General features: G+C 55.3%; 12 protein-coding genes and 2 pseudogenes. 4 read left to right on the plus strand and 10 right to left on the minus strand.

Annotated features, from left to right (window positions below):
• The first annotated feature begins 3 nt into the window (after positions 1-3).
• The 4 genes from ABC395_RS25095 (at position 4) to ABC395_RS25110 (ending at position 6,444) form a co-directional block, all read left to right on the plus strand.
• On the plus strand, positions 4-2,148 hold the full coding sequence (locus ABC395_RS25095; RefSeq protein ID WP_413006438.1) for a YhgE/Pip domain-containing protein: 2,145 nt from the start codon (positions 4-6) through the stop codon (positions 2,146-2,148).
• A 215-nt stretch (positions 2,149-2,363) separates the two neighbouring features.
• The gene (locus ABC395_RS25100; RefSeq protein WP_413006439.1) at positions 2,364-2,810 is read left to right on the plus strand and encodes a MarR family winged helix-turn-helix transcriptional regulator; all 447 of its coding nucleotides are present in this window, start codon (positions 2,364-2,366) and stop codon (positions 2,808-2,810) included.
• Between the two features lie 27 nt (positions 2,811-2,837).
• Entirely contained in the window at positions 2,838-4,577 is a 1,740-nt protein-coding gene (locus ABC395_RS25105; RefSeq protein ID WP_413006802.1) for an ABC transporter ATP-binding protein, read from the plus strand.
• Positions 4,567-6,444 carry an ABC transporter ATP-binding protein gene (locus ABC395_RS25110; RefSeq protein ID WP_413006440.1) on the plus strand — a complete coding sequence of 626 codons (1,878 nt, stop codon included), beginning with the start codon at positions 4,567-4,569 and terminating at the stop codon, positions 6,442-6,444. Before ABC395_RS25105 ends, ABC395_RS25110 begins: the two co-directional genes overlap by 11 nt.
• A 192-nt stretch (positions 6,445-6,636) precedes the next feature.
• Here the strand turns inward: ABC395_RS25110 and ABC395_RS25115 are convergent, their stop codons facing one another.
• The 10 genes and pseudogenes from ABC395_RS25115 to ABC395_RS25160 all read right to left on the minus strand — a co-directional run bounded on the left by ABC395_RS25115 (position 6,637) and on the right by ABC395_RS25160 (position 20,006).
• Positions 6,637-7,938 (minus strand): hemolysin family protein, encoded by a 1,302-nt coding sequence (locus ABC395_RS25115; RefSeq protein WP_413006441.1) that lies wholly within the window; start codon positions 7,936-7,938, stop codon positions 6,637-6,639.
• Between the two features lie 579 nt (positions 7,939-8,517).
• On the minus strand, positions 8,518-11,703 hold the full coding sequence (locus tag ABC395_RS25120) for an efflux RND transporter permease subunit (protein WP_413006442.1): 3,186 nt from the start codon (positions 11,701-11,703) through the stop codon (positions 8,518-8,520).
• Entirely contained in the window at positions 11,700-12,164 is a 465-nt protein-coding gene (locus ABC395_RS25125) for a MarR family winged helix-turn-helix transcriptional regulator (RefSeq protein WP_413006443.1), read from the minus strand. The genes ABC395_RS25120 and ABC395_RS25125 overlap by 4 nt, the downstream gene beginning before the upstream one ends.
• Positions 12,165-12,625: 461 nt before the next feature.
• Positions 12,626-14,312 (minus strand): annotated as a pseudogene (locus ABC395_RS25130) (glycerol-3-phosphate dehydrogenase/oxidase).
• 165 nt (positions 14,313-14,477) lie between these two features.
• On the minus strand, positions 14,478-15,035 hold the full coding sequence (locus tag ABC395_RS25135) for a glycerol-3-phosphate responsive antiterminator (protein WP_413006444.1): 558 nt from the start codon (positions 15,033-15,035) through the stop codon (positions 14,478-14,480).
• 24 nt (positions 15,036-15,059) lie between these two features.
• The gene (locus ABC395_RS25140) at positions 15,060-15,743 is read right to left on the minus strand and encodes an MgtC/SapB family protein (RefSeq protein WP_103995579.1); all 684 of its coding nucleotides are present in this window, start codon (positions 15,741-15,743) and stop codon (positions 15,060-15,062) included.
• A 7-nt stretch (positions 15,744-15,750) separates the two neighbouring features.
• The gene (locus ABC395_RS25145; protein ID WP_413006445.1) at positions 15,751-16,491 is read right to left on the minus strand and encodes a glycerophosphodiester phosphodiesterase; all 741 of its coding nucleotides are present in this window, start codon (positions 16,489-16,491) and stop codon (positions 15,751-15,753) included.
• A 328-nt stretch (positions 16,492-16,819) separates the two neighbouring features.
• Positions 16,820-18,175, minus strand: coding sequence for an ABC transporter substrate-binding protein (locus tag ABC395_RS25150; RefSeq protein WP_413006446.1), 1,356 nt, complete (start codon positions 18,173-18,175; stop codon positions 16,820-16,822).
• A gap of 103 nt (positions 18,176-18,278) precedes the next feature.
• Positions 18,279-19,104, minus strand: a pseudogene (locus ABC395_RS25155) (carbohydrate ABC transporter permease).
• Positions 19,101-20,006: a carbohydrate ABC transporter permease gene (locus tag ABC395_RS25160; RefSeq protein ID WP_413006447.1), complete on the minus strand. Its 906-nt coding sequence runs from the start codon at positions 20,004-20,006 to the stop codon at positions 19,101-19,103. The pseudogene ABC395_RS25155 and the gene ABC395_RS25160 overlap by 4 nt, the downstream one beginning before the upstream one ends.
• Positions 20,007-20,040: the final 34 nt, after the last annotated feature.

The raw sequence follows: 20,040 nt of genomic DNA on the forward strand, positions 1-20,040 counted from the left end.
CTTATGAGAAAAATTGGGTCCATTTACGCCCGTGATATCCGGAACATCGCGACCAATTGGGTGGCCGCTGTCATTATTCTAGGCCTTGTATTCCTTCCCTCGCTTTACGCGTGGTTTAATATCGAGGCTTCCTGGGATCCGTACGGCCAGACCGGAGGCATCGCTATCGCGGTCGCCAACAACGACGAAGGAGCCGCCCTGCGCGGCAAGCAGCTGAACCTGGGGGAAGAGATTGTAGCCTCCCTCAAAAAAAATGAAAAGATCGGCTGGACTTTCGTCGACGAGAAAGAAGCGATGAAAGGCGTCAACCACGGGGATTATTACGCCAGTATCGTCATTCCCGCCGATTTCTCCGCCAAAATCGCCACCGTGCTGACCGATGATCCGCAAAAAGCGGACATTCTCTACTTCGTGAACGAGAAAATCAACGCCGTCTCGCCGAAAATCACGTCCAAGGGAGCCACAGGCGTCATCGACGAAGTCAGCCGCAATTTTATCAAGGTGGCAAACGGAACGATCTTCCAGATCTTCAACGAGGTCGGCGTCGAGCTTGAGAACGAACTGCCGACGATCGAGAAAGTGAAAACACTCGTTTTCAAACTGGAAACGGTGTTTCCCGAGCTCAATCAGGCCGTCGGTGTCGCACTGGACGATGTACATAAGTCGAATGACATTGTAAAAAAGGCACAGGACAACCTGCCGATCGTGACCCAGCTCGCCAAAGACGGGGAAACATTCACCAACAAGCTGGGCGACTTCCTGGGCAAAGGCTCGGAGGCCGTCGAAGCGCTCGGTCCGAACATCAAGCAGGACCTCTTGCTGCTCCAGCAGACGGCGACGGCTACGCAGGAGCTGACCGGCATTCTGCAGGACGCCAACTTCGACCCCGCCGTCGCCAAGGCCGCTCTCGACCGGGCCTCGCAGCGTCTCACGGTTGCCGTTGAGGTGACGGACCGGATGATCGGCTTGTTCGAACAATTGAATAAGTACACGGGCGGCAAAGTGATGCCGTTCGTGATCGACCGGCTGAAGTCCGTCAAGGACCGCTTCCAGCAGCAGCTGACGACGGTCGGCAAGATCAGGGATGCGATCGACAAAGGCGAGAAACCCGCGCAGGAGCTGATCGACAACCTGAATCGCCTCTCGAAGGAAGCGGCCGGATTCATCGGCGATATTCTGGGCCGGTACGACAGCGAAATTCAGCCGCAGATTCTCCAGGGAATCGCCAAGGCGAAGAAGACCGCCCAGAATGCCCATACCGTACTGAGCGAAGCTGTCAAAAGCATCCCGGATCTTCAAAAAATTCTCGGAGACGCGGCGAAGGGACTGGCTCTCGGTGACAAAGAGCTCAAAGAGATCCAGGCCCGCCTGCCGGAGGTAGAGACGAAAATCAAGGATTTGGCCGATAAAATCCGTGCCTTCGAGAAAGAAGGCAACCTGACGGAGCTGATCGACCTTCTCAAAAACAACTTCGAGAAGGAAAGCGAGTTCTTCTCCGAGCCGGTGCAGCTCAAAGAAAACAAGCTGTTCCCGATTCCGAATTACGGGTCGGCCATGTCACCGTTCTTCACGACGCTTTCCCTGTGGGTCGGCGCTCTGCTTCTCGTGTCCCTGCTGACGGTAGAAGTGCACGAGCCGGGCTACAAGAGCTATCAGGTGTTTTTCGGCCGTTATTTGACGTTCGGCACGCTGGCCGTTATGCAGTCGCTGATGGTCACGCTGGGCGACATGTTCATCCTGAAAACCTATGTCGTCGACAAATTGTGGTTCGTCCTGTTCGGAATGGTGCTCAGCGCGGTGTTCATGCTCATCGTGTACACGCTCGTCTCCGTATTCGGCAATGTAGGCAAAGCGATGGCTATCGTGCTTCTCGTGCTGCAGCTGGCAGGCTCCGGAGGGACGTTCCCGATCCAGGTGACTCCTCCGTTCTTTCAGGCGATCCATCCGTATCTGCCCTTCACGTACGGAATCAGCATGATGCGGGAAGCCGTCGGCGGCATCCTCTGGGATATTATTATGGAAGATTTGGTCATGATGGCCGTGTATATCGGCATTACCCTGCTTATCGGACTGGCGCTTAAGAAAGTCATCAATAAATCCAGCGCCAAATTCATAAGCCGCGCCAAAGAAAGTAAGCTTATCCATTAGAAGCGGGACCTGCCTCCGGGCAGGTCTTTTTTCATGCATGCTCCGGACGTATGCACCTGACAGGACTTTTCATGTATGCTACGGTAGCACATTTTTCATGTATGTGTGCCCCGGGCAGTTTATTTTGAAGGATTCTGTCCATTGACCCGTCCCGGAAATGCCCGTACACTAATCATTAGCCGACTAACTAATAAAGGAGGGAGCCAGAAGCCTGTATGGATATTTACCAATCGGATTCCGTCTTGCAGATCCTGTCACGGGTTTTCAAGCTGCACCGCCGCCACCTGCATGAGCTGCTTCAAGAGTACGAGGTCTATCCGGGGCAGCCGCCTCTGCTCATCCGCTTGTCCGAGAAAGACGGCCAGAGCCAGCACGAACTGGCCGCTCAAATGCGCGTAAAGCCTGCCACGCTTACCGTCATGATTACACGGATGGAGAAAACCGGACTTCTCCGGCGGGGAACCGACAGCAGGGATCAGCGGGTATCGCGTGTGTATCTGACGGATAAGGGGCACCGGGCAACGACCGCCGTCAAGCAGGCCCTCCGCGAAATCGAGGAAACGTGCCTGAAGGGCTTTCTGACGGAAGAGAAGCTTCTTTTCCGACGTCTCCTGCTCCAAATGTATGAAAACTTGAAAGATATCGAGGAACAAATCGATTAGCCGGCAAATTAAAAGGAGGTGACTGTCCTGTTTGCTTTGAGCCGATACTTAAAACCTTACTGGAAAGCGGCCGTACTCGCTCCGCTTCTCATGCTTCTTGAAGTATACATGGATCTGCTCCAGCCCAAGCTGATGGCCGACATCGTCAATCAAGGCGTGGCGGCCGGAGATCTTGCCACGATAAGAGACAAAGGGCTGCTTATGCTCGGCGTGGCCTTGATCGGTCTGATCGGCGGTGCCGGATGCACCGTATACTCCAGCATCGCTTCGCAAAATTTCGGGGCCGATCTGAGGGACGAACTATTCAGGAAAACCCAGACATTCTCTTTCCGGAATCTCGACAAGTTCACATCGGGGTCGCTCATTACGCGTCTGACGGGAGACATCGTGCAAGTTCAGACCCTGGTTCAGATGACCCTGCGAGTCCTCGTCAGAGCGCCTTTCCTCGCCATAGGCGGGGTCATTATGTCGTTTATGCTGAATCCGCGGCTTGCTTTGATCCTCGCTGCCGCCATTCCCGTTCTTTTTCTCGTGCTGTACTTGCTCATCCGCGTATCCCAGCCCCTCTTCTTGAAGGTACAGGAGAAGCTCGACCGGGTGAACACGGTTCTCCAGGAAAATCTTGGCGGCATCCGTGTGGTGAAAGCTTTCGTGCGGTCGGATTTCGAGCGCAAACGCTTCGGCGAAGCGAACCGGGATTTCACGGAAATCGCCCTGAAAGCGGCGCGGACGATCGCTTTGAACGCCCCCGTTATGACGTTCATCATGAACGTCAGTCTGGTAGCCGTGCTCTGGTACGGCGGCGCCCAGACGTGGAATCTTTCTTTTCCCGTGGGAGACCTTATCGCTTTCCTCAACTATGTGACCCAGGTTCTCACTTCCCTGCTTACCGTGGGCATGATGATGATGTTTGTCACGAGAGCGAGAGCTTCCGCCGGGCGGATCAATGAAGTGTTCGAGGCGCAGCCGGAAATCGCGGACAAGCCGGACGCTTCCACCGATGCGGTCGTTGCGGGCCGTGTCGTCTTCGACCGGGTTTCTTTCGCTTACGACGAAGACGGCCGGGAGCTCGCCCTCAGCGACATCAGTTTCACGGTCGAACCCGGCCGGACGCTGGCCATTCTGGGAGCGACGGGCTCGGGCAAGACTTCCCTCGTCCATCTCATTCCGCGGCTGTACGACCCGACGGCCGGACGTGTCCTTATTGACGGAACGGACGTCAAGGACATCGCTCTGGAGCACCTGCGCAGCCGTGTAGGCATGGTACTCCAGCAGGCCATCCTGTTCAGCGGCACCATCCGCGAAAATATTTCCTACGGCAAGCCGGACGCCACGCAGGAAGAAATCGAAGCGGCAGCCCGCGCGGCCGAAATTCACGCCTTCATCGCCGGTCTGCCGGAAGGCTATGACACCCTGCTCGGCCAGAGAGGCGTCAATCTCTCCGGGGGCCAGAAGCAGCGCATCTCGATCGCCCGCGCCCTGCTGGTCCGGCCGGCGGTCCTCATCCTCGACGATTCTACGAGCGCGGTGGACCTGGCGACCGAGGCCCGTATCCAGCAGGCGCTGAAGGAGCGGATGGCGCACAGTACGCGCCTGCTGATCGCACAGCGCATCTCATCGGTCGTCGACGCCGATCAGATTCTCGTGCTGGAAGACGGCCGTATCGCCGCAAGCGGCACCCACGCCGAGCTTCTCGCCGGCAGCCCGGTTTACCGCGACATTTACAAATCCCAACAGGGAAGGGAGGAAGTCATCCATGGCGGATAAGCCCCAAAACAGCGGTTCCTCCGCACCGCAACCCCCGATGGGCTTAGGCGGACCTGCCGGCCGGGGGCCGGGTCCCGGAGGCCCGCCCATGACGCAGAAAGTACGTGCCAAGAACACGGGCGCCACACTCGGCAGGCTGAGCCGGTATCTCGGACGCCAGCGCAAGGGACTGGCGGCTGTCGTCATCCTGACCGTGCTCAGTGCCGGTGCCGGGCTGATCGCCCCTTACCTGCTCGGACGGGCTGTGGACGACTACATTCTGCCCCGGGATTACGGCGGTCTTCTGAGGCTCTGCCTGCTTCTGCTCGGCATCTATCTGTTCAGCTCCGTGATGAACTGGTTTCAGGCCTACGTGATGGCTGCCGTCTCACAGCGCACCGTGCAGAACCTGCGGCATGACTTGTTCGCCCATCTTCAGAAGCTTCCGCTGAATTTTTTCGACAGCCGGACGCATGGAGAGCTGATGAGCCGCACGACCAATGATATCGAGAACGTCTCGAACACGTTGAATCAAAGTGTCATTCAGCTTATGACCAGCGTGGTCACAATTGCAGGCTCCCTTGTGCTTATGTTGACCATGAACATCTGGCTCACGCTGGTCACGCTGCTTTCCGTGCCGGTGACCATTTATTTAACCGGACAAATCTCCCGGAGGACCCGCACTCATTTCAAGGGCCAGCAGAAAAGCCTGGGAGAGCTGAACGGATTTATCCAGGAGACGATATCGGGCCAGAAAGTCGTTCAAGTGCTCCGCCGGGAGCGCCAGACAGCCGACCGTTTCAAGGAAATCAACGGCGAGCTGCGTGAAGCCGGAGCGAAGGCCCAGATTTACTCCGGCATGGTTGGCCCATTCAACAACGTGGTCAATAACTTCAGCTTCGCTCTTATCGCCGCAATCGGCGGATGGCTCGTAATCAGAGGATGGACAACTCTCGGGGTCATCGTCAGCTTCCTGAATTATTCCAAGCAGTTCACCCGCCCGATCAACGATCTGGCGAATCAGTACAACCTGATCCAGTCCGGAATTGCCGGCGCCGAACGGGTATTCGAAGTACTTGATGCCAAAACGGAATATCCCGACATCCCTCATTCGAAAAAGGACAATGACGCTGACAGTCGTCCTCTGAAAGTTGCGGGTGAGGTCATTTTCGAAGATGTTTCCTTCTCTTACAAGCCGGGTTCCCCGATTCTTTCGGATATCTCCTTTACCGCGAAGCCGGGGGATACGATCGCTCTCGTAGGACCGACCGGAGCCGGTAAAACGACCATCGTCAACCTGCTCACCCGGTTCTACGAGATTGACGGAGGAGCTATCCGGATCGACGGAACCGATATCCGGGAGCTCGACAAGGACAGCCTCCGCGGACAGCTCGGCATCGTTCTCCAGGACGCCTACCTGTTCTCGGACACGCTCCGCGAGAACATCCGGTACGGCCGGCTCGACGCCACCGACGAGGAAGTGGAGGCCGCGGCCAGACTGGCGAACGCGGACGGTTTCATCCGCAAGCTTCCTCACGGCTACGACACGCCGATGTCCTCCGAAGGCGGCAATCTAAGCCACGGTCAGCGGCAGCTGATCACGATTGCCCGCGCCATTCTCGCCGATCCGGCCGTCCTCGTTCTCGACGAAGCTACCAGCAGCGTCGATACCCGGACGGAGATGCATATCCAGGAAGCCATGAATCTGCTCATGAAAGGGCGGACCAGCTTCGTCATTGCGCACCGCCTCAGCACGATACGCGACGCCGATCTTATCCTCGTCCTGAACGGCGGTAAGATCCTTGAGCGCGGAACGCATGAAGAACTTTTGGCCGCCGGAGGATTTTATTACGAGCTGTACAGCAGCCAATTCCGCGAAGTGGGATAACCGCGAGCACGTCAAAACAACAAAAACCCCCGGGTTCGCTCTTAAGAACGAGCCCGGGGGTTTCCTATATTTCCAGCCGCAGAGATGAGAATTGCTTCTAAACATCACTCCGGTAACGGGTAGAGCTTCTTCGGTTGTATCCGCTCACTCCGGTCACGGGCCGTCTGCCCGCTTTTTGTCCGATGGCTGCCGTTAATCGTCGATACGCATCACTTCGAGCTTCAGGTACCGGTTTTTCTCCCGTTCCAGCACGGTAAATTTCACGTTCTCGTAAGTCAGGGATTCCCCTTCGGAAAGATCGTCCCGGTGACCGTACAGCCACCCTCCGATCGTATCCCACCTTTCGGTTTCCAGGTCCACAAGCAAGCGGTCGTTTACGATAGGCACGGATACTTTGCCGTCCAAAACGAGATGACCCTCGCCTTTTACAAGAATTTCCGGCTCTTCTTTCATATCGAATTCATCCCGAATTTCGCCGACGATTTCCTCCAAAATGTCCTCAATCGTAACCATACCCGAGGTGCCGCCGTATTCATCGATAAGAATGGCGATGTGCGTGCCTTCTTTCTGCATCCTTTTGAGGAGTGCATTCACGGGAATGACTTCGGAAACCGCCATAACCGGCTGGATGAGCGTGGTGACATCAAGCTCCTCGTCATCCTCGTAAGCCAGGAAAAATTTCTTCGTATTCACAATCCCGATCACGTTATCCTTGCTCTCTTCGACAACGGGAAAACGGGTATACTGCTGTTCTTTGATAATCGCCAGATTTTCTTCTCTGGACTTGTTCGCGTACAGGCAGATCATATCGGTACGGGGCACCATAATATCTTTGGCCAGCATATTGTCAAAAGCGAAGATACGGCTGACATAACCGTACTCGGCCTGGTTAATTTTACCGCTTTCAAAACTTTCGTTAATAATAATCTGAAGCTCTTCTTCCGAGTGCGCTTCTTCATGCTCCGATGCCGGCTTAATGCCGAAAAGCTTCACAAGCTGGTTGGCGGAACCGTTCAGCACCCAGATGAAAGGATACATGACTTTGTTAAACCAGATGATCGGACGAGCGGTCAACAGCGCCACGGCCTCCGTTTTGCGGATAGCGATCGTTTTCGGAGCCAATTCCCCGATTACGACGTGAAGGAAGGTAATAATAATGAACGCGATAAGAAACGAAAGCAGTCCGGTTAACGATTCGTGCAGATGCAGGGATTCGAAAACGGGATGCAAAATTTTCTCGACCGTCGGTTCACCCAACCAGCCTAAACCCAGAGACGTAATGGTAATGCCGAGCTGACACGCGGACAAATATCCGTCCAGATTGGCAAGCACCTGCTTCACGGCTCTCGCGTTGCTTTTGCCTTCGGCGATCAACTGATCCACCCGGCTGCCCCGGAGCCGTACAACGGCGAATTCCACTGCCACGAAAAACGCGGAGAGTCCAATCAATAAAGCAATCATAAAAAGGTTTAACAAATAACTGTCACTTTCCATTTCGGTAATCTACTCCCTTAATATAAAGATAACCATTCATTACGTGGACTCTTGCCTTATGGTTTCATTTCCTGGGCATAAAAAAACGGATTTTTTTCGCCAATATATTGAAAGGCGCACTCCAGCATCCACGGAGCTTCCAATCGTCACCCCGGTATCTTCCATTCCGTCAAAGCCTCCGACCGAGGAGGAAAAGAAAGCTTCCGTCAGACTAGCCGACCAAAGCGGCTCAGCAGCCGGGGAGGGCGGGTTTCCTTTCGACTTCAAAACGGGAGACGGATTCCGGTTTTATCTGGAGAACAAAGGCGACCGACGACTGTTTTATCGCGTGAAATACCCAAGTGGGCAAACTCAGGTAGAGAAGACGATTCTTCAACCCGGAGAATCCCATTCTTTTACCTATCGGAAAATCAGTCCCGACTTACCTGGAGTACACGGGGCTTACATCGTGTACATGTACAACGATGACGGATCGACTCTCGACTACAACCTAGTGGTACGTGGTTTAAATGAATAAAAGAACCTCCGGACCGCTTCAAATAGAGCGAATCCGGAGGTTCTTTTCAATTTTCCGTCTGTTTAATGCAGGCTGCGCGAAGCCGAGTCGGCGCTGTAAGAAGCGTCTTCTCCACGTTCTTTGCGGCCCATAAACGGCCACCAGTTGGCCGGACCGAACATCCGCACCATGACCGGAATAAACAGCGGCAGCATGATGAGCGCGTACAGGAAAAGTCCGCACAATACAATTGTCGCAATCTGCAGCAGAGACATGACGCCCGACGGCAGCATTGCCGCGAACGTTCCGCCCAGAATGAGGGCGGCAGACATAATGACCGTCCCCATGTTTTTCATCGCTTCCAGAATCGCCTGCTGCGGAGACAGATGGCGGTATTCCTTGAACCGGTCCATGAGGAAAATGCTGTAGTCGATTCCGAGCGCCATCAGCATCACGAAACCGAAGAACGGAACGGCCCAGGAGATACCCGAGTACCCGAGCATCCGAACGAAAATCACTTCCGTAATCGCCATTGACGTGTAGTACGTCAGAAGAAGCGATAGAATCAGATAAATCGGAATGACAACCGAACGGAACAAGACGATCAGGATAAGCGCGATTCCGATCAGCATGAGCATCGCGGTACGCGAATAATCCGCTGCGGAGATGTTTTTCAAATCGTTGTTCATGCTCGTGACGCCGTCAACGGCATAAGTCGCATTCTGGAGCGGAGTGCCTTTGACGGCGCGATCTACCGCGGCCGTAAGCTCTCCGGACTGTTCGAGCGTTTCGACTTCGTACGGGTTGCCCTCGAAGATGACTTCGAACTTCGCGATTTTGCGGTCCTTGGACATATACGCATCCAGCGAAGGCTGGAAGTCCGCCCCCGAGATAACGTCCTGCGGCATAAACCAGCCGCTGATCTGTTTATTCGGCGCAGCCGAAAGTTCTTTCAGGTAGTCCTGCGCGGATTTCAGGCCGCCGGACACTTGCGACAAGCCGTTTACGCTCTTGTCGAGGCCGCCCGTCAGCTCGCCGAGCTGGCCGTTCAGTTGGGCGAAGCCCTGCTGCAGCTCCTTCTGCCCGCTGCTCAGCTTGTCGAAGCCCTTGGTCAGCTCGGGCAGCTTCGCCACGATCTGGCCTTGGCCGTCGGCCGCTTGATCGATGCCTGCCTGCAGCTTGGCGATGCCGTCGGAGAGCTGAGCCAGCCCCTGCGCCAGCGCGGTCTGGCCGCCTGCGGCCTTCTCGAAGCCGGCGTTCGCCTGCTGGAGACCCTGATTCGCTCCGGCAAGCTGCTGGTTGAGCTGCTTCAGCCCTTCGCCGAGCTGCGCCGCGCCCGTCTGGAGCTGGGTCACCGCGCCCTGCGTCTTAAGGAAGTCGGGGTCCGACTTCAGCTCGGGGTACTTCTGCGCGAGTCCGCCCAGCCCCTGGCCGACGTCGCCGAGCCCTTGGGCGAGCCCGGAAGCCTGCGAGGCGACGTCGCCGTAAGCTTTGGTCAGCTGGCCGATGCCGCCGCCGACCTGCTTGTAACCGGCAAGCAGGTCATTGCTCGCCGCGGCGAGCTGATCTGCGCTTGCCTTGGCCTGCGCGAGCCCCGCGCGGAGCTCTCCCGCACCTGCGGAGCCGCTGCGCAGGCCCGCCTCCAGGCGCTCCAGCCCGTCGCCGAGCTGAACAACGCCCGTCTTGAGGGCGTTCGTGCCGTCGACCAGCTGCTTCGCGCCGTCCGCGGCCTGGTTCAGCTTCGGCGCATTGGCGCTGAGCGCACTGCTTGCTTCGGAGAGGCCTTTGCCGATCTCTCCGAGACCGTCGCCGCTTTGGCCGATGCCGCCTTCAAGCTTGTCGACCTGATTGGCTACCTGCAGATCGTCAAGCGTCTCTCCCGTCGGACGGGTTACGCTGCGGACGCTCTTCACGCCGTCGACCTTCGCCAGCTCGCGCGTGATCTGCTCGACAGCCGCCAGCCCTTCCGAATTGTCGAGCGCCTTGTCGGTTTTCACGACGACCGTCGAAGGCAGCGTATCTCCGGGGCCGAAGCTGGAGGAGATCAGGTTAAACGCTTTGACCGAATCGTATTTTTCCCCGATTTCATCCAGGGAGTTGAACGAGGTCGATCCCTTGTACGCGACCAGGAAAGGAACGATAATGACCGCGAGGATCACCAGGGACCAGAGCGGCTTTTTCAACGAAAAAGATCCTACGGCGCCCCACAGACGGCTCGGTTTGTGCTCCAGAGAGCCTTTGGCCGGCCAGAAAATCACCTTGCCCAGAACGGCCATAAAGAACGGCACGAGCGTAACCAGCGCAAGCAGCATGACGGCTACGCCGACCGCTACGGCAACCGCCGAACGGTACAAGACGAAGGTCGAGAGACCGATGGAAGCGAATCCGACCAGAACCGCCAGTCCCGAGAAGAATACGGTCCGTCCCGCCGTACGGTACGTGGCGAGGATCGCCTCCGTTTTATCACCCGAACGGGCAAGCTCTTCCTTGAACCGGGAGATCAGCAGGATGCAGTAGTCGGTCCCGATCCCGAATAAGACGGCGACGAGGAAGATCTGCGTAAAGTTCGACAGCGGAAAATCCGCATACTTCACGAGAAAAGCCACGACGGATTGCGAGACCAGATAGCTGAAGCCCACCGTCAGAAGCGGAATAAAAGGCGCAACCGCCGAGCGGAATACGATGAACAGGATGGCCAGAATGAAAATAACGGTGATATACTCCGTTTTCTTGAGCCCGTCCTGCGAGCTTGCCATCACATCCTCCTGGATCAGCCAGTTTCCGGTGTAATAGTGCTCCACTTTAATGTCGGAAACGGTACTATACAACGCATCGCGGATTTCTTTGGCTTCCCGGCCGTCTTTGGCCGTATTCACGAGCACGAGCACGGTTTTCCCGTCCGCGGATACCATCTGCTTTTCCAGTTCCTTATTGTCAAAATGCGTCATCACGCTCGTAACGCCCGCGGAATCCTTGGCGTTCTTGAGTTTGTCGACTCCGCGCTTGACTTCGTCAAGCTGAGCTTGCGTCAGTTTCTCCGTGCCGTGAAATACCAGCACGGACGATTCTTCCCCCTCCGCTTCGGGAGATCCTTTCTTCATTTCCTCGATCAGTTTGGACGCCTTCGTGGAGGAATACCCTTCCGGTACGGTAATCTGGCCTTTCTCCCGGACCAGCGATTCCATGTTCGGCGCAGTGAGCATCAGCCCCGCCGCCACGGCGATCCACAGCACCAATATGAGCCATCTGAGCTTCAATACGGTTCTCATCCCTTGTGTCTGCTCCCCTCATCCGTCTGCATCAAGACGTTCGCAAGTTTTTCAAAGGTCTCTATAAACACTATTGCTTCCTGCCCGTCAAAATGTTTGATAACGCCCGCCAGCAGTTCCTGAATGCGGAGCCGCATTTCGTTGACGGCCGCCGTTCCTTTATCGGTGAGCGCCAAATAAGTCACTCTGCGGTCCTTTTCGTCCGGCAGCCGGGTAATAAGTTCCTTGTCGACAAGCCGGGTGATAATCGCCGTAATGGAGCTTTTGCCCACACAAAAAATGTCCGCCAGCTCGGAGGACGTGCATTTATCCCGGCTCTGCATATAACGGAGGGTAGAGTACTGCTCCTGAGTCAGCTCTTCCGGCATCCGGTCCTTGATCATGGCGTTAAGCCGGCGGTTTACCGTGAAGGACGTGCTCTCATATCTGTCGATAATTTGTGCCAGCAATGTTTCGTCCATAATAACCCCTTTCCCGTATGTCTACGCTGTATCCTACATAGTTCTACAATCATATAGTTCACCTGTAGAATTATTTGATGAAAGAACTATAACAAATATTGCCTGCCCCGTCAACAAAAGCCCGGGCGAGGGGCTGCCGGGGTATCCTCCTTATTTTAGCCGGCGAAAAAAAAGACCCTTCACCCGAAAGGCATCTGTTCGACAGTCCTTTTCCGGGCAAAGAGTCTCTATCCCACCTTTATTTCACAGGGGCAATCCGTTCCGTTGATTTTCCACAATGCGCAGACCTATATTCTACTAGTAATTCTGTTGATAGTTCTATCAGTGCTTTCTATCAATGTTTTCTATCAATGTTTTCTATCAATGTTTTCTATCAATGCTTTCTATCAATGCTCTCTAGTATTGCTCTCTACAATTGATCCCTATCATCGTTTCCAATCCATACGTACTCATACGTACTATCAGCGCACAAGCTCAGGGGTTTTCTCGTCAACCGGCACGACCGCGTCATGCAGATCCCGCTCCAGCTCCGCCGTATAAGCGGCGCGCTGCTCCTCCGTCCAGTTGAACCGGGACGCCATGTAATGGATTACAGGCTCTTTCCACGTTCTCACCCACTTGATGTTGAAAAACACCGCGCCCGTCCGGCGGACGAAGAAGTCCGAGGGCTTGACGGTCATTTCCTGCTCGATCGAATACACGAGCGAACCGAACAGCGAGGCCGGCATGCGGAACGTTTCCGCTTCTCCCCGCTTCGTTTCGATCAGACGATAAACTTTATCGATGTTGGAGCCGTAGCGCTGGGCAAGCAGACGGGCTTCCATTACCGTCAGGCCGATCTTCTGCCCGTCCGCGACTTTCTGCTCCACAAACTGCGGGTAGCGGGCAGAGCCGCCCACATCACCGCCCGAGATGGGGAGCGTTCTCGTCTGGCATTCGGACACCTGGATGCCCCCCGCTTCCTGAAGCTGGCGGACGACCAGGTCCACGACGGTTTCGGCCATTTTCCGGTATCCGGTCAGTTTGCCGCCCGCAATGGAGATCAGGCCGGAGTCCGAAACGAATATCTCGTCTTTGCGCGAGATCTCCGAAGGGTCCTTGCCCTCCTGATGAATGAGCGGACGAAGCCCCGCCCAGTCTGGACTCGACATCCTGCTCCGTCAGCCGTAGGCTCGGGAACATCTCGTTGGCCGCACGGATGATATACGTCCGGTCTTCCGTTGTCATGACCGGATGAGCGATATCCTCCTTATAGTTCGTATCGGTCGTGCCGATGTACGTTTTGCCGTCTCTCGGAATGGCAAACAGCATCCGGCCGTCCGGCGTATCGAAGTAAATCGCCTGCCGCAGCGGGAACCGCTCCCCGTCGAAGACAAGGTGGACGCCCTTCGTCAGACGGAGCGTCTTCCCTTTCTTCGAGCCGTCGCGCTCGCGGAGAGTGTCCACCCACGGTCCGGCCGCGTTGACGATCCGTTTTGCCCGGATCAGGTGCGTTTCGCCGGAGAGCTGATCGGCTACGCGCACGCCGGTGACCCGTCCGTTCTCGTACTCGAAAGCTTCGACTTTCGCATAAGACACGGCCTGCACGCCGAACTCGACGGCTTTCTTCATCACTTCGATCGTCAGCCGCGCATCGTCCGTGCGGTATTCGACATAGTAGCCGCCGCCTTTCAGGTGTTTCTCCTTGAGCAGCGGCTCTTTATCCAGCGTCTCCTGCGGGCTCAGCATGCTGCGGCGCTCGCTCTTTTTCACGCCGGCCAGGAAATCGTATACCCGCAGGCCGATGGACGTCGAGAAGGCTCCGAACGTTCCGCCCTGATAGAAGGGCAGCAGCATCCATTCGGGTGTCGTCACGTGCGGGCCGTTCTCGTATACGATGGCCCGCTCCTTGCCGACCTCCGCCACAACCTTGACTTCCAGCTGCTTCAGGTAACGCAGCCCTCCGTGGACAAGCTTGGTCGAGCGGCTCGATGTGCCCTGCGCGAAGTCCTGCATATCGACCAGCGCCGTTTTCAGTCCGCGGGACTGGGCATCCAGTGCGATCCCCGCCCCCGTAATGCCTCCTCCGATCACGAGAACGTCAAATATCCGGTCTTCCATTCTCCATAGGCTTTCTTTTCTTGTATCTCCCGAAAAAGCTGTGTCCATGTTGCTCTCCCCTCTGAGATAAACAAAAAAACCACAAACATGCCGGCTACGTCTGAACGTAACGGCTGTCGTGGTTTCTCCTGATCTCCAACCAAATGTATGAACTTATACAATCATTTTACCATATGTCTTATAAACTTGAAAGCAAAGAGGAACAAAACGGGCTCACGCCTGATAGTGTTTCCAGAGCGAGCTGTCCGAGGTCGTCACGGCCGTGGCTCCCGCCTCCAGCGCGTTTTCGACATCGCTTACGGTCCGGATCAAGCCCCCTGCAACGATCGGAATGCCCGTAGCCTCCCCGACCTCCTTGATAATATGGGGCATGACTCCCGGTAGGACCTCGATGTAATCCGGCTTCGTCCTCTCCAGAAGCGTGTAGCTTTTGCGCAGGGCGCTGGAGTCGAGGAGAAAGAGCCGCTGGATCGCCAGCAGGCCGTTCTCCTTCGTCTTCATGATAACGCTCGCACGCGTTGAGATCAGGCCGGTGGGCTTGATGTATTGGCAGAGGTATTCCGTCGCGTACTCGTCGTTTTTCAGCCCCTCCACAAGATCCACGTGCAGAAGCGGCTTTTTGCCGTGGGATTTCGCCAGGTCCACAAGGCTTTTCAGCATGCCGATATGGCAGTCGAGCAGCACGACGTACTGGAACGGAGACGTCAGCAGCTTCTCCAGATCCTTGATTTTGCGAACAGCGGGCAGTACCCTCTGGTTGTTAAACGACATGGGCTTAACTCCTTTGCTGCGGACTTACGAGCTGATCGTTTCGACCTCGACGGCCACCACGTCCGTGATGTGCTTGATCTTCGAGTAAATGACCGTGGTCCGGTGCTTTTCCGGCGCGGAAACGACCAGCTGGATTTGCCTCAGTTCGTCCTTCAAGTCCTTGATCTTGATGTGCTTCACTTTCAGGAATTCCTGATGAAGCTCATCGATAACATAGGACAAGTCGGCGCCGGGGCTTACAATGATGAGAATGGCCAGGTTCCGCTCGCTCAGCTTGCGGGGTCCGAACCATTTGAAGAAGAGCGGGATCAGGTTGATCGCCATAATGATCAGCACGACCGCCGTCGCCGCTTCCTTGTAAAAGCCCGCGCCCGCGGCGATGCCGAGCGCCGAAGCCGCCCATACCATCGCCGCGGTTGTCAGGCCGGAGATGATCTCGTTGCTGCGCCGCAGAATAACCCCCGCGCCGATAAAACCGACGCCGCTGATGATCTGCGCGGCCAGACGCATCGGGTCCATAGTCGTCGTGCCGGGAATGGCGTACTTATGGACGGATTCGATGGACACGATGGTGATAAGACAGCTGGCCACCGAGATGACCATACTTGTCTTGAGGCCCAGCGGTTTATGCTTGAGCTGGCGGTCGATCCCGATAAAGGCTCCGAGAATCAGCGCCATAAAAAGCTTTTGAAGAAATACGTAACTCATGCTGTGCTCACTCCGCCGCTCCGCCTTGGAGCAAATCTTTCAGTCGGCCGGGATAGTTGGTGATGATACCCGACACCCCTTTGTCCGTCAATTCCTTTAAATCTTGGATTTCGTTCGCCGTGTACGGATACACTTGGAGTCCGTTCTCCGCCGCCTTCACGACGTCTTCCGCGTCAATCGCCTTGTAATGGGGATGCAGGGAATAGACTTCCACATCGAAGCTGCGCGCGTAAGCGGTCGGGTCCAGCAGGTTGTTGGCATAGAGCAGGCCGATTTTCGCCTTGGGCTCGATCAATTTAAGGCGTCTGAGGCTTTTATGATCGAAAGAAGAAGTCACCACGTTGTCGATCCGCCCGCGTTCGTTCAGAAAATCCGCCAGCTTCTGTTCCATGCCGCTGCCGGGCGCCTTGATCTCGACATTGATCATGATCGAGTCGGGCACGAGATCGAAAACTTCCCCCAAAGTGGGAACTTTCTCCCCTTTGTAGGCTTCCGAGTACCAGGAGCCGGCATCGGCTTCCTTAATCTCGGCCAGCGTTTTCTCCGCGATGGCTCCCTGTCTGTCCGTGGTCCGGTCCAGCGTATGGTCATGGATCACGATCAATTCACCGTCGGCGGACAGATGGACGTCAAGCTCAATGCCCTCGCAGCCCTGCTCAAGCCCCAGCTTAAAAGCGCCGAGCGTATTTTCGGGCGCCATCCCTTTGGCACCCCGATGCGCGATAATCATCGGTTTGTTAGCTGTCATGATAAATTCCCTACTCCCTCCGAAGCGTCGTTGTGGTGAATCCCGGACGTAATCCGGCCGTCTTCCTAAGTGTACTTCTCTTTCCCGGATAAAATATCCTTTCACAGGCGTTTCCATACGGTTTTACAAAATCGTTAAACTGCCGGCGCCGAATAGAAAAAACACATAAGCCACCTGTCGCTAGACAAGCAACTTATGTGAGTCTCCTGTTCTCCGTCACATAGTATTAACTTGTACCCTATCATAGTTCGGTCCGCTGCATCTGTCAACGGAATTCCGGCCTATTTTTAACAAACAATTGGAAATCGTCCGGACTTTATCCCGTCTTTTACTTGACGGTTTTGTTATACTTCTCGATCTTCGATGTAATGTCCTTCGCGGCCGCATCCAAGGCCTCCTGCGGAGACTTCTTGTTGTTGAGCACTTCTTCAATCGCTCCCTCGACAATCTGTCTGGCTTCCGGGAATACGCCCATAACGGCGCCCTGGGTAGCCGTGTTCAGCTTCGTCTGGTGCAGCTGATCGACAGCGGTCTGGAACTGCGGGAAGTTTTTCATGTTGTCCTTGACGCTCTGCTCGTCGTACGCCTTCTTCGTGATCGGGAAGTAGCCCGTGTTGATGTGCCAGTACGCCTGCTCTTTGGGCGAAGTCAGGAACTTGATGAAGTCCCAGGTCGCTTTCTGCTCGTCGTCCGCACGGTCGTTCATGATCCACAGGCTCGCTCCGCCTACAACGACGCCTCCGTCTTTGGCGTTAGCCGGTTTCGGCAGGAAGCCGGTTCCGACTTCGAACTTGCCTTTGGAGCTGTCCACAAGGCCCTTCAGGGCTGCCGTGGAATCGAGAATCATGCCGACTTGACCGGCGGAGAAAGCTTTCTTCGAATCGTCCGTTTTGCGGCCGAGGTTGTTCATCGCTTTGCTGTCGACCATGTTCTTCCACCAGGTGAGCGTCTGGACGCCCGCTTCGGAATTGACGAGCGACTGGGTCGCCAGCTCTTTGCGGCCGTTGCCGTTGTTGATGTATTCCGCCCCTTGATTGGCGAAAAACTGCTCCATAAACCAGCCGTAAATCGCGAAGTTGCCGCCTGTCGCCTTGCCCGTCTTCGAAATAGCCTCGGCCGCTTTCTGGAATTCCTCGTAGGTGGCCGGCGGTTTTTCCGGATCGAGTCCGGCCGCTTTAAACAAGTCCTTATTATAGTAGAGAACCGGATTGGACGTGTTGAACGGCATGGAGAACAGCTTGTCGTTAAACGTGTAGTAGCCGGTAATGTTCGGCTCCAGCTGCGTCAGATCGTATTTGTCCGCATCTATGAAATTTTGCATAGGGGTGACCATCTTGGAGTCGATCATAAAGCGGCTTCCGATTTCGTACATTTGCACGACGGACGGACCCTCTTTCGTGCCCATCGAAGCTTTCAGCTTGCTGAGCAGATCGTCGTAGGAGCCTTGGAATACCGCTTCCACTTTAATTTTGTCTTGGGAAGCGTTGTAGTCGGCCACGAGCTGGTCGACGACTTTCGTGTTGGCTCCGCCCATGGCGTGCCAGAAGACGACTTTCTTCGGTCCGCTGCCGGAGCCGCCGTCCGCGCTTCCTTTGTCTCCCGTACCGGTATCCGATGCGCCGCAGCCGGCGGAGACGAGCATAACAGCCGTCAATAAAGAAGCAGCCATTCCCTTTTTATTCATAGCTATTTCTTCCCCCTAGTTAAACAAGATTGGTTGGTTTTTATTTATGAATCATCCGCCGCCGGAGACCGGCGGCAGATCAAACATCAGAGTAAAGCTTATGTCAGCCTTTGACCGCACCCGCCGTAATGCCTCTTACGAGCTGTTTGACGCCCAGCGCAAGCAGCAGGAAGGACGGCAGAAGGACGATGGTGATACCCGCGAGAATCATGTTCCATGACATGACTTCCGCATGCTGGAGCATGGCGACGCCGATTTGAACGGTCCGCATGGACACCTTGTTCGTGATGAGCAAAGGCCAGAGGTAACTGTTCCAGTGCGTCAGGAACTCATAGACGGCAAGCGTGGACAAGGCCGGCTTGGAAAGCGGCAGCACGATGGAGAAGAAGTTCCGCCAGTGTCCGCATCCGTCAATCTTCGCCGCATCGAACAATTCGTGCGGCAGCTTGAAGGAAAAACTGGCGGAGCAGGAACACGCCGAAAGCCGCCGCCATGAAAGGCACGATCAGCCCCGGATAACTGTCCATCCATCCCCAGGACTTAATCGTCAGATAGTTCGGGATGATGGTGACTTCCCAAGGGATCATCATGGTCGCCAGGAAAACCATGAACAGGGCGTTTTTACCGGTGAAATTCAAGAAAGAGAACGCGTAGGCCGCCATGGCGGATGTAATCACCTGGCTGACCATAATCGCGGACGATACGATAAAGCTGTTCAGGATGAACTGAAAGACGGGAACGTTGTCGATAGCGGCTTTAAAATTCCCCCAGTAAAGCTGGCTCGGCACAATCGCCGGCGGAAATTTGGAAACCTCCTGCTCCGTCATGAACGAAGAGAACACCGTAAACAGCAGCGGGTACAGGACCACCAGGGCAAGCACGATAAGAAGCAGATAGAGCAGCGTATTGTTCAGTCTCCGTGCGATCATTGATAATGCACCTTCTTTTCCAGAACCGTAAACTGCAGAACGGTCAATATCAGAATGATAAAGAAGAGAATGAGCGCCTCGGCGCTTCCCGTTCCGAAACGGAAGTTGACGAAAGCTTCCTGGTAGATGGAGTAAACGACCACATTCGTCGAGTCCATCGGTCCGCCTTTAGTCAGAATGTTGATCTGTCCGAACGCCTGGAAAGCTCCGATCACCGACACGATAAGAGCGAAGAACAGCGTCGGCGACAACAGCGGCAGAACGATCTGGAGGAAGGTGCGCACCGGACCCGATCCGTCGATTTTGGCGCTCTCGTAAATTTCCTCCGGTACTCCTTGCATACCGCTGGACAGAACGATAAACAGGAAGCCCATGTTCATCCAGACGGTCATGAGGGAAACGGAGATCAGCGCCCACGCGGGATCGGTAAGCCACGGAATGGCCTGGATGTGAACCAGGCTCAGGAAATAGTTAAGCATGCCGGCCGTAGGGTGGAACAGGAGCAGCCAGATGATCGAGCCCGTACCTACCGAAATGACGAGGGGCAGGGAAAACACGAACTGGAAAATCTTCATCCCTTTCAGCTTGTTGTGTGTAATGGCCGCCAGGAGCAGGGCCCAGATAATACTCGTCGGTACGGTATATAAAATAAAGAGCAGCGTCACTTTAAGATCCGAATAAAACTGGCCCGACTGGAACAATTCGACGAAGTTATCAAACCATACAAATTCAGCGACACGCCCTCTCGGATCGGTGAGCGTCATACTCAGGTAAACCGATCTCAGCATCGGATAGAACAAAAAAGTGGCGAAAATAATCAGGGACGGCGCCAGAAAGAAATACGCAAGCGCGTTTTCCCGCCATCTTTTCTTTTTTGATAAAACGCTTTCATGACTTGGCAAGCGGCATACCCCTCTCTCTCAATCGTGCTTTATA

The sequence above is a fragment of the Paenibacillus canaveralius genome (assembly GCF_047238265.1).
Classification (GTDB): domain Bacteria; phylum Bacillota; class Bacilli; order Paenibacillales; family NBRC-103111; genus Paenibacillus_F.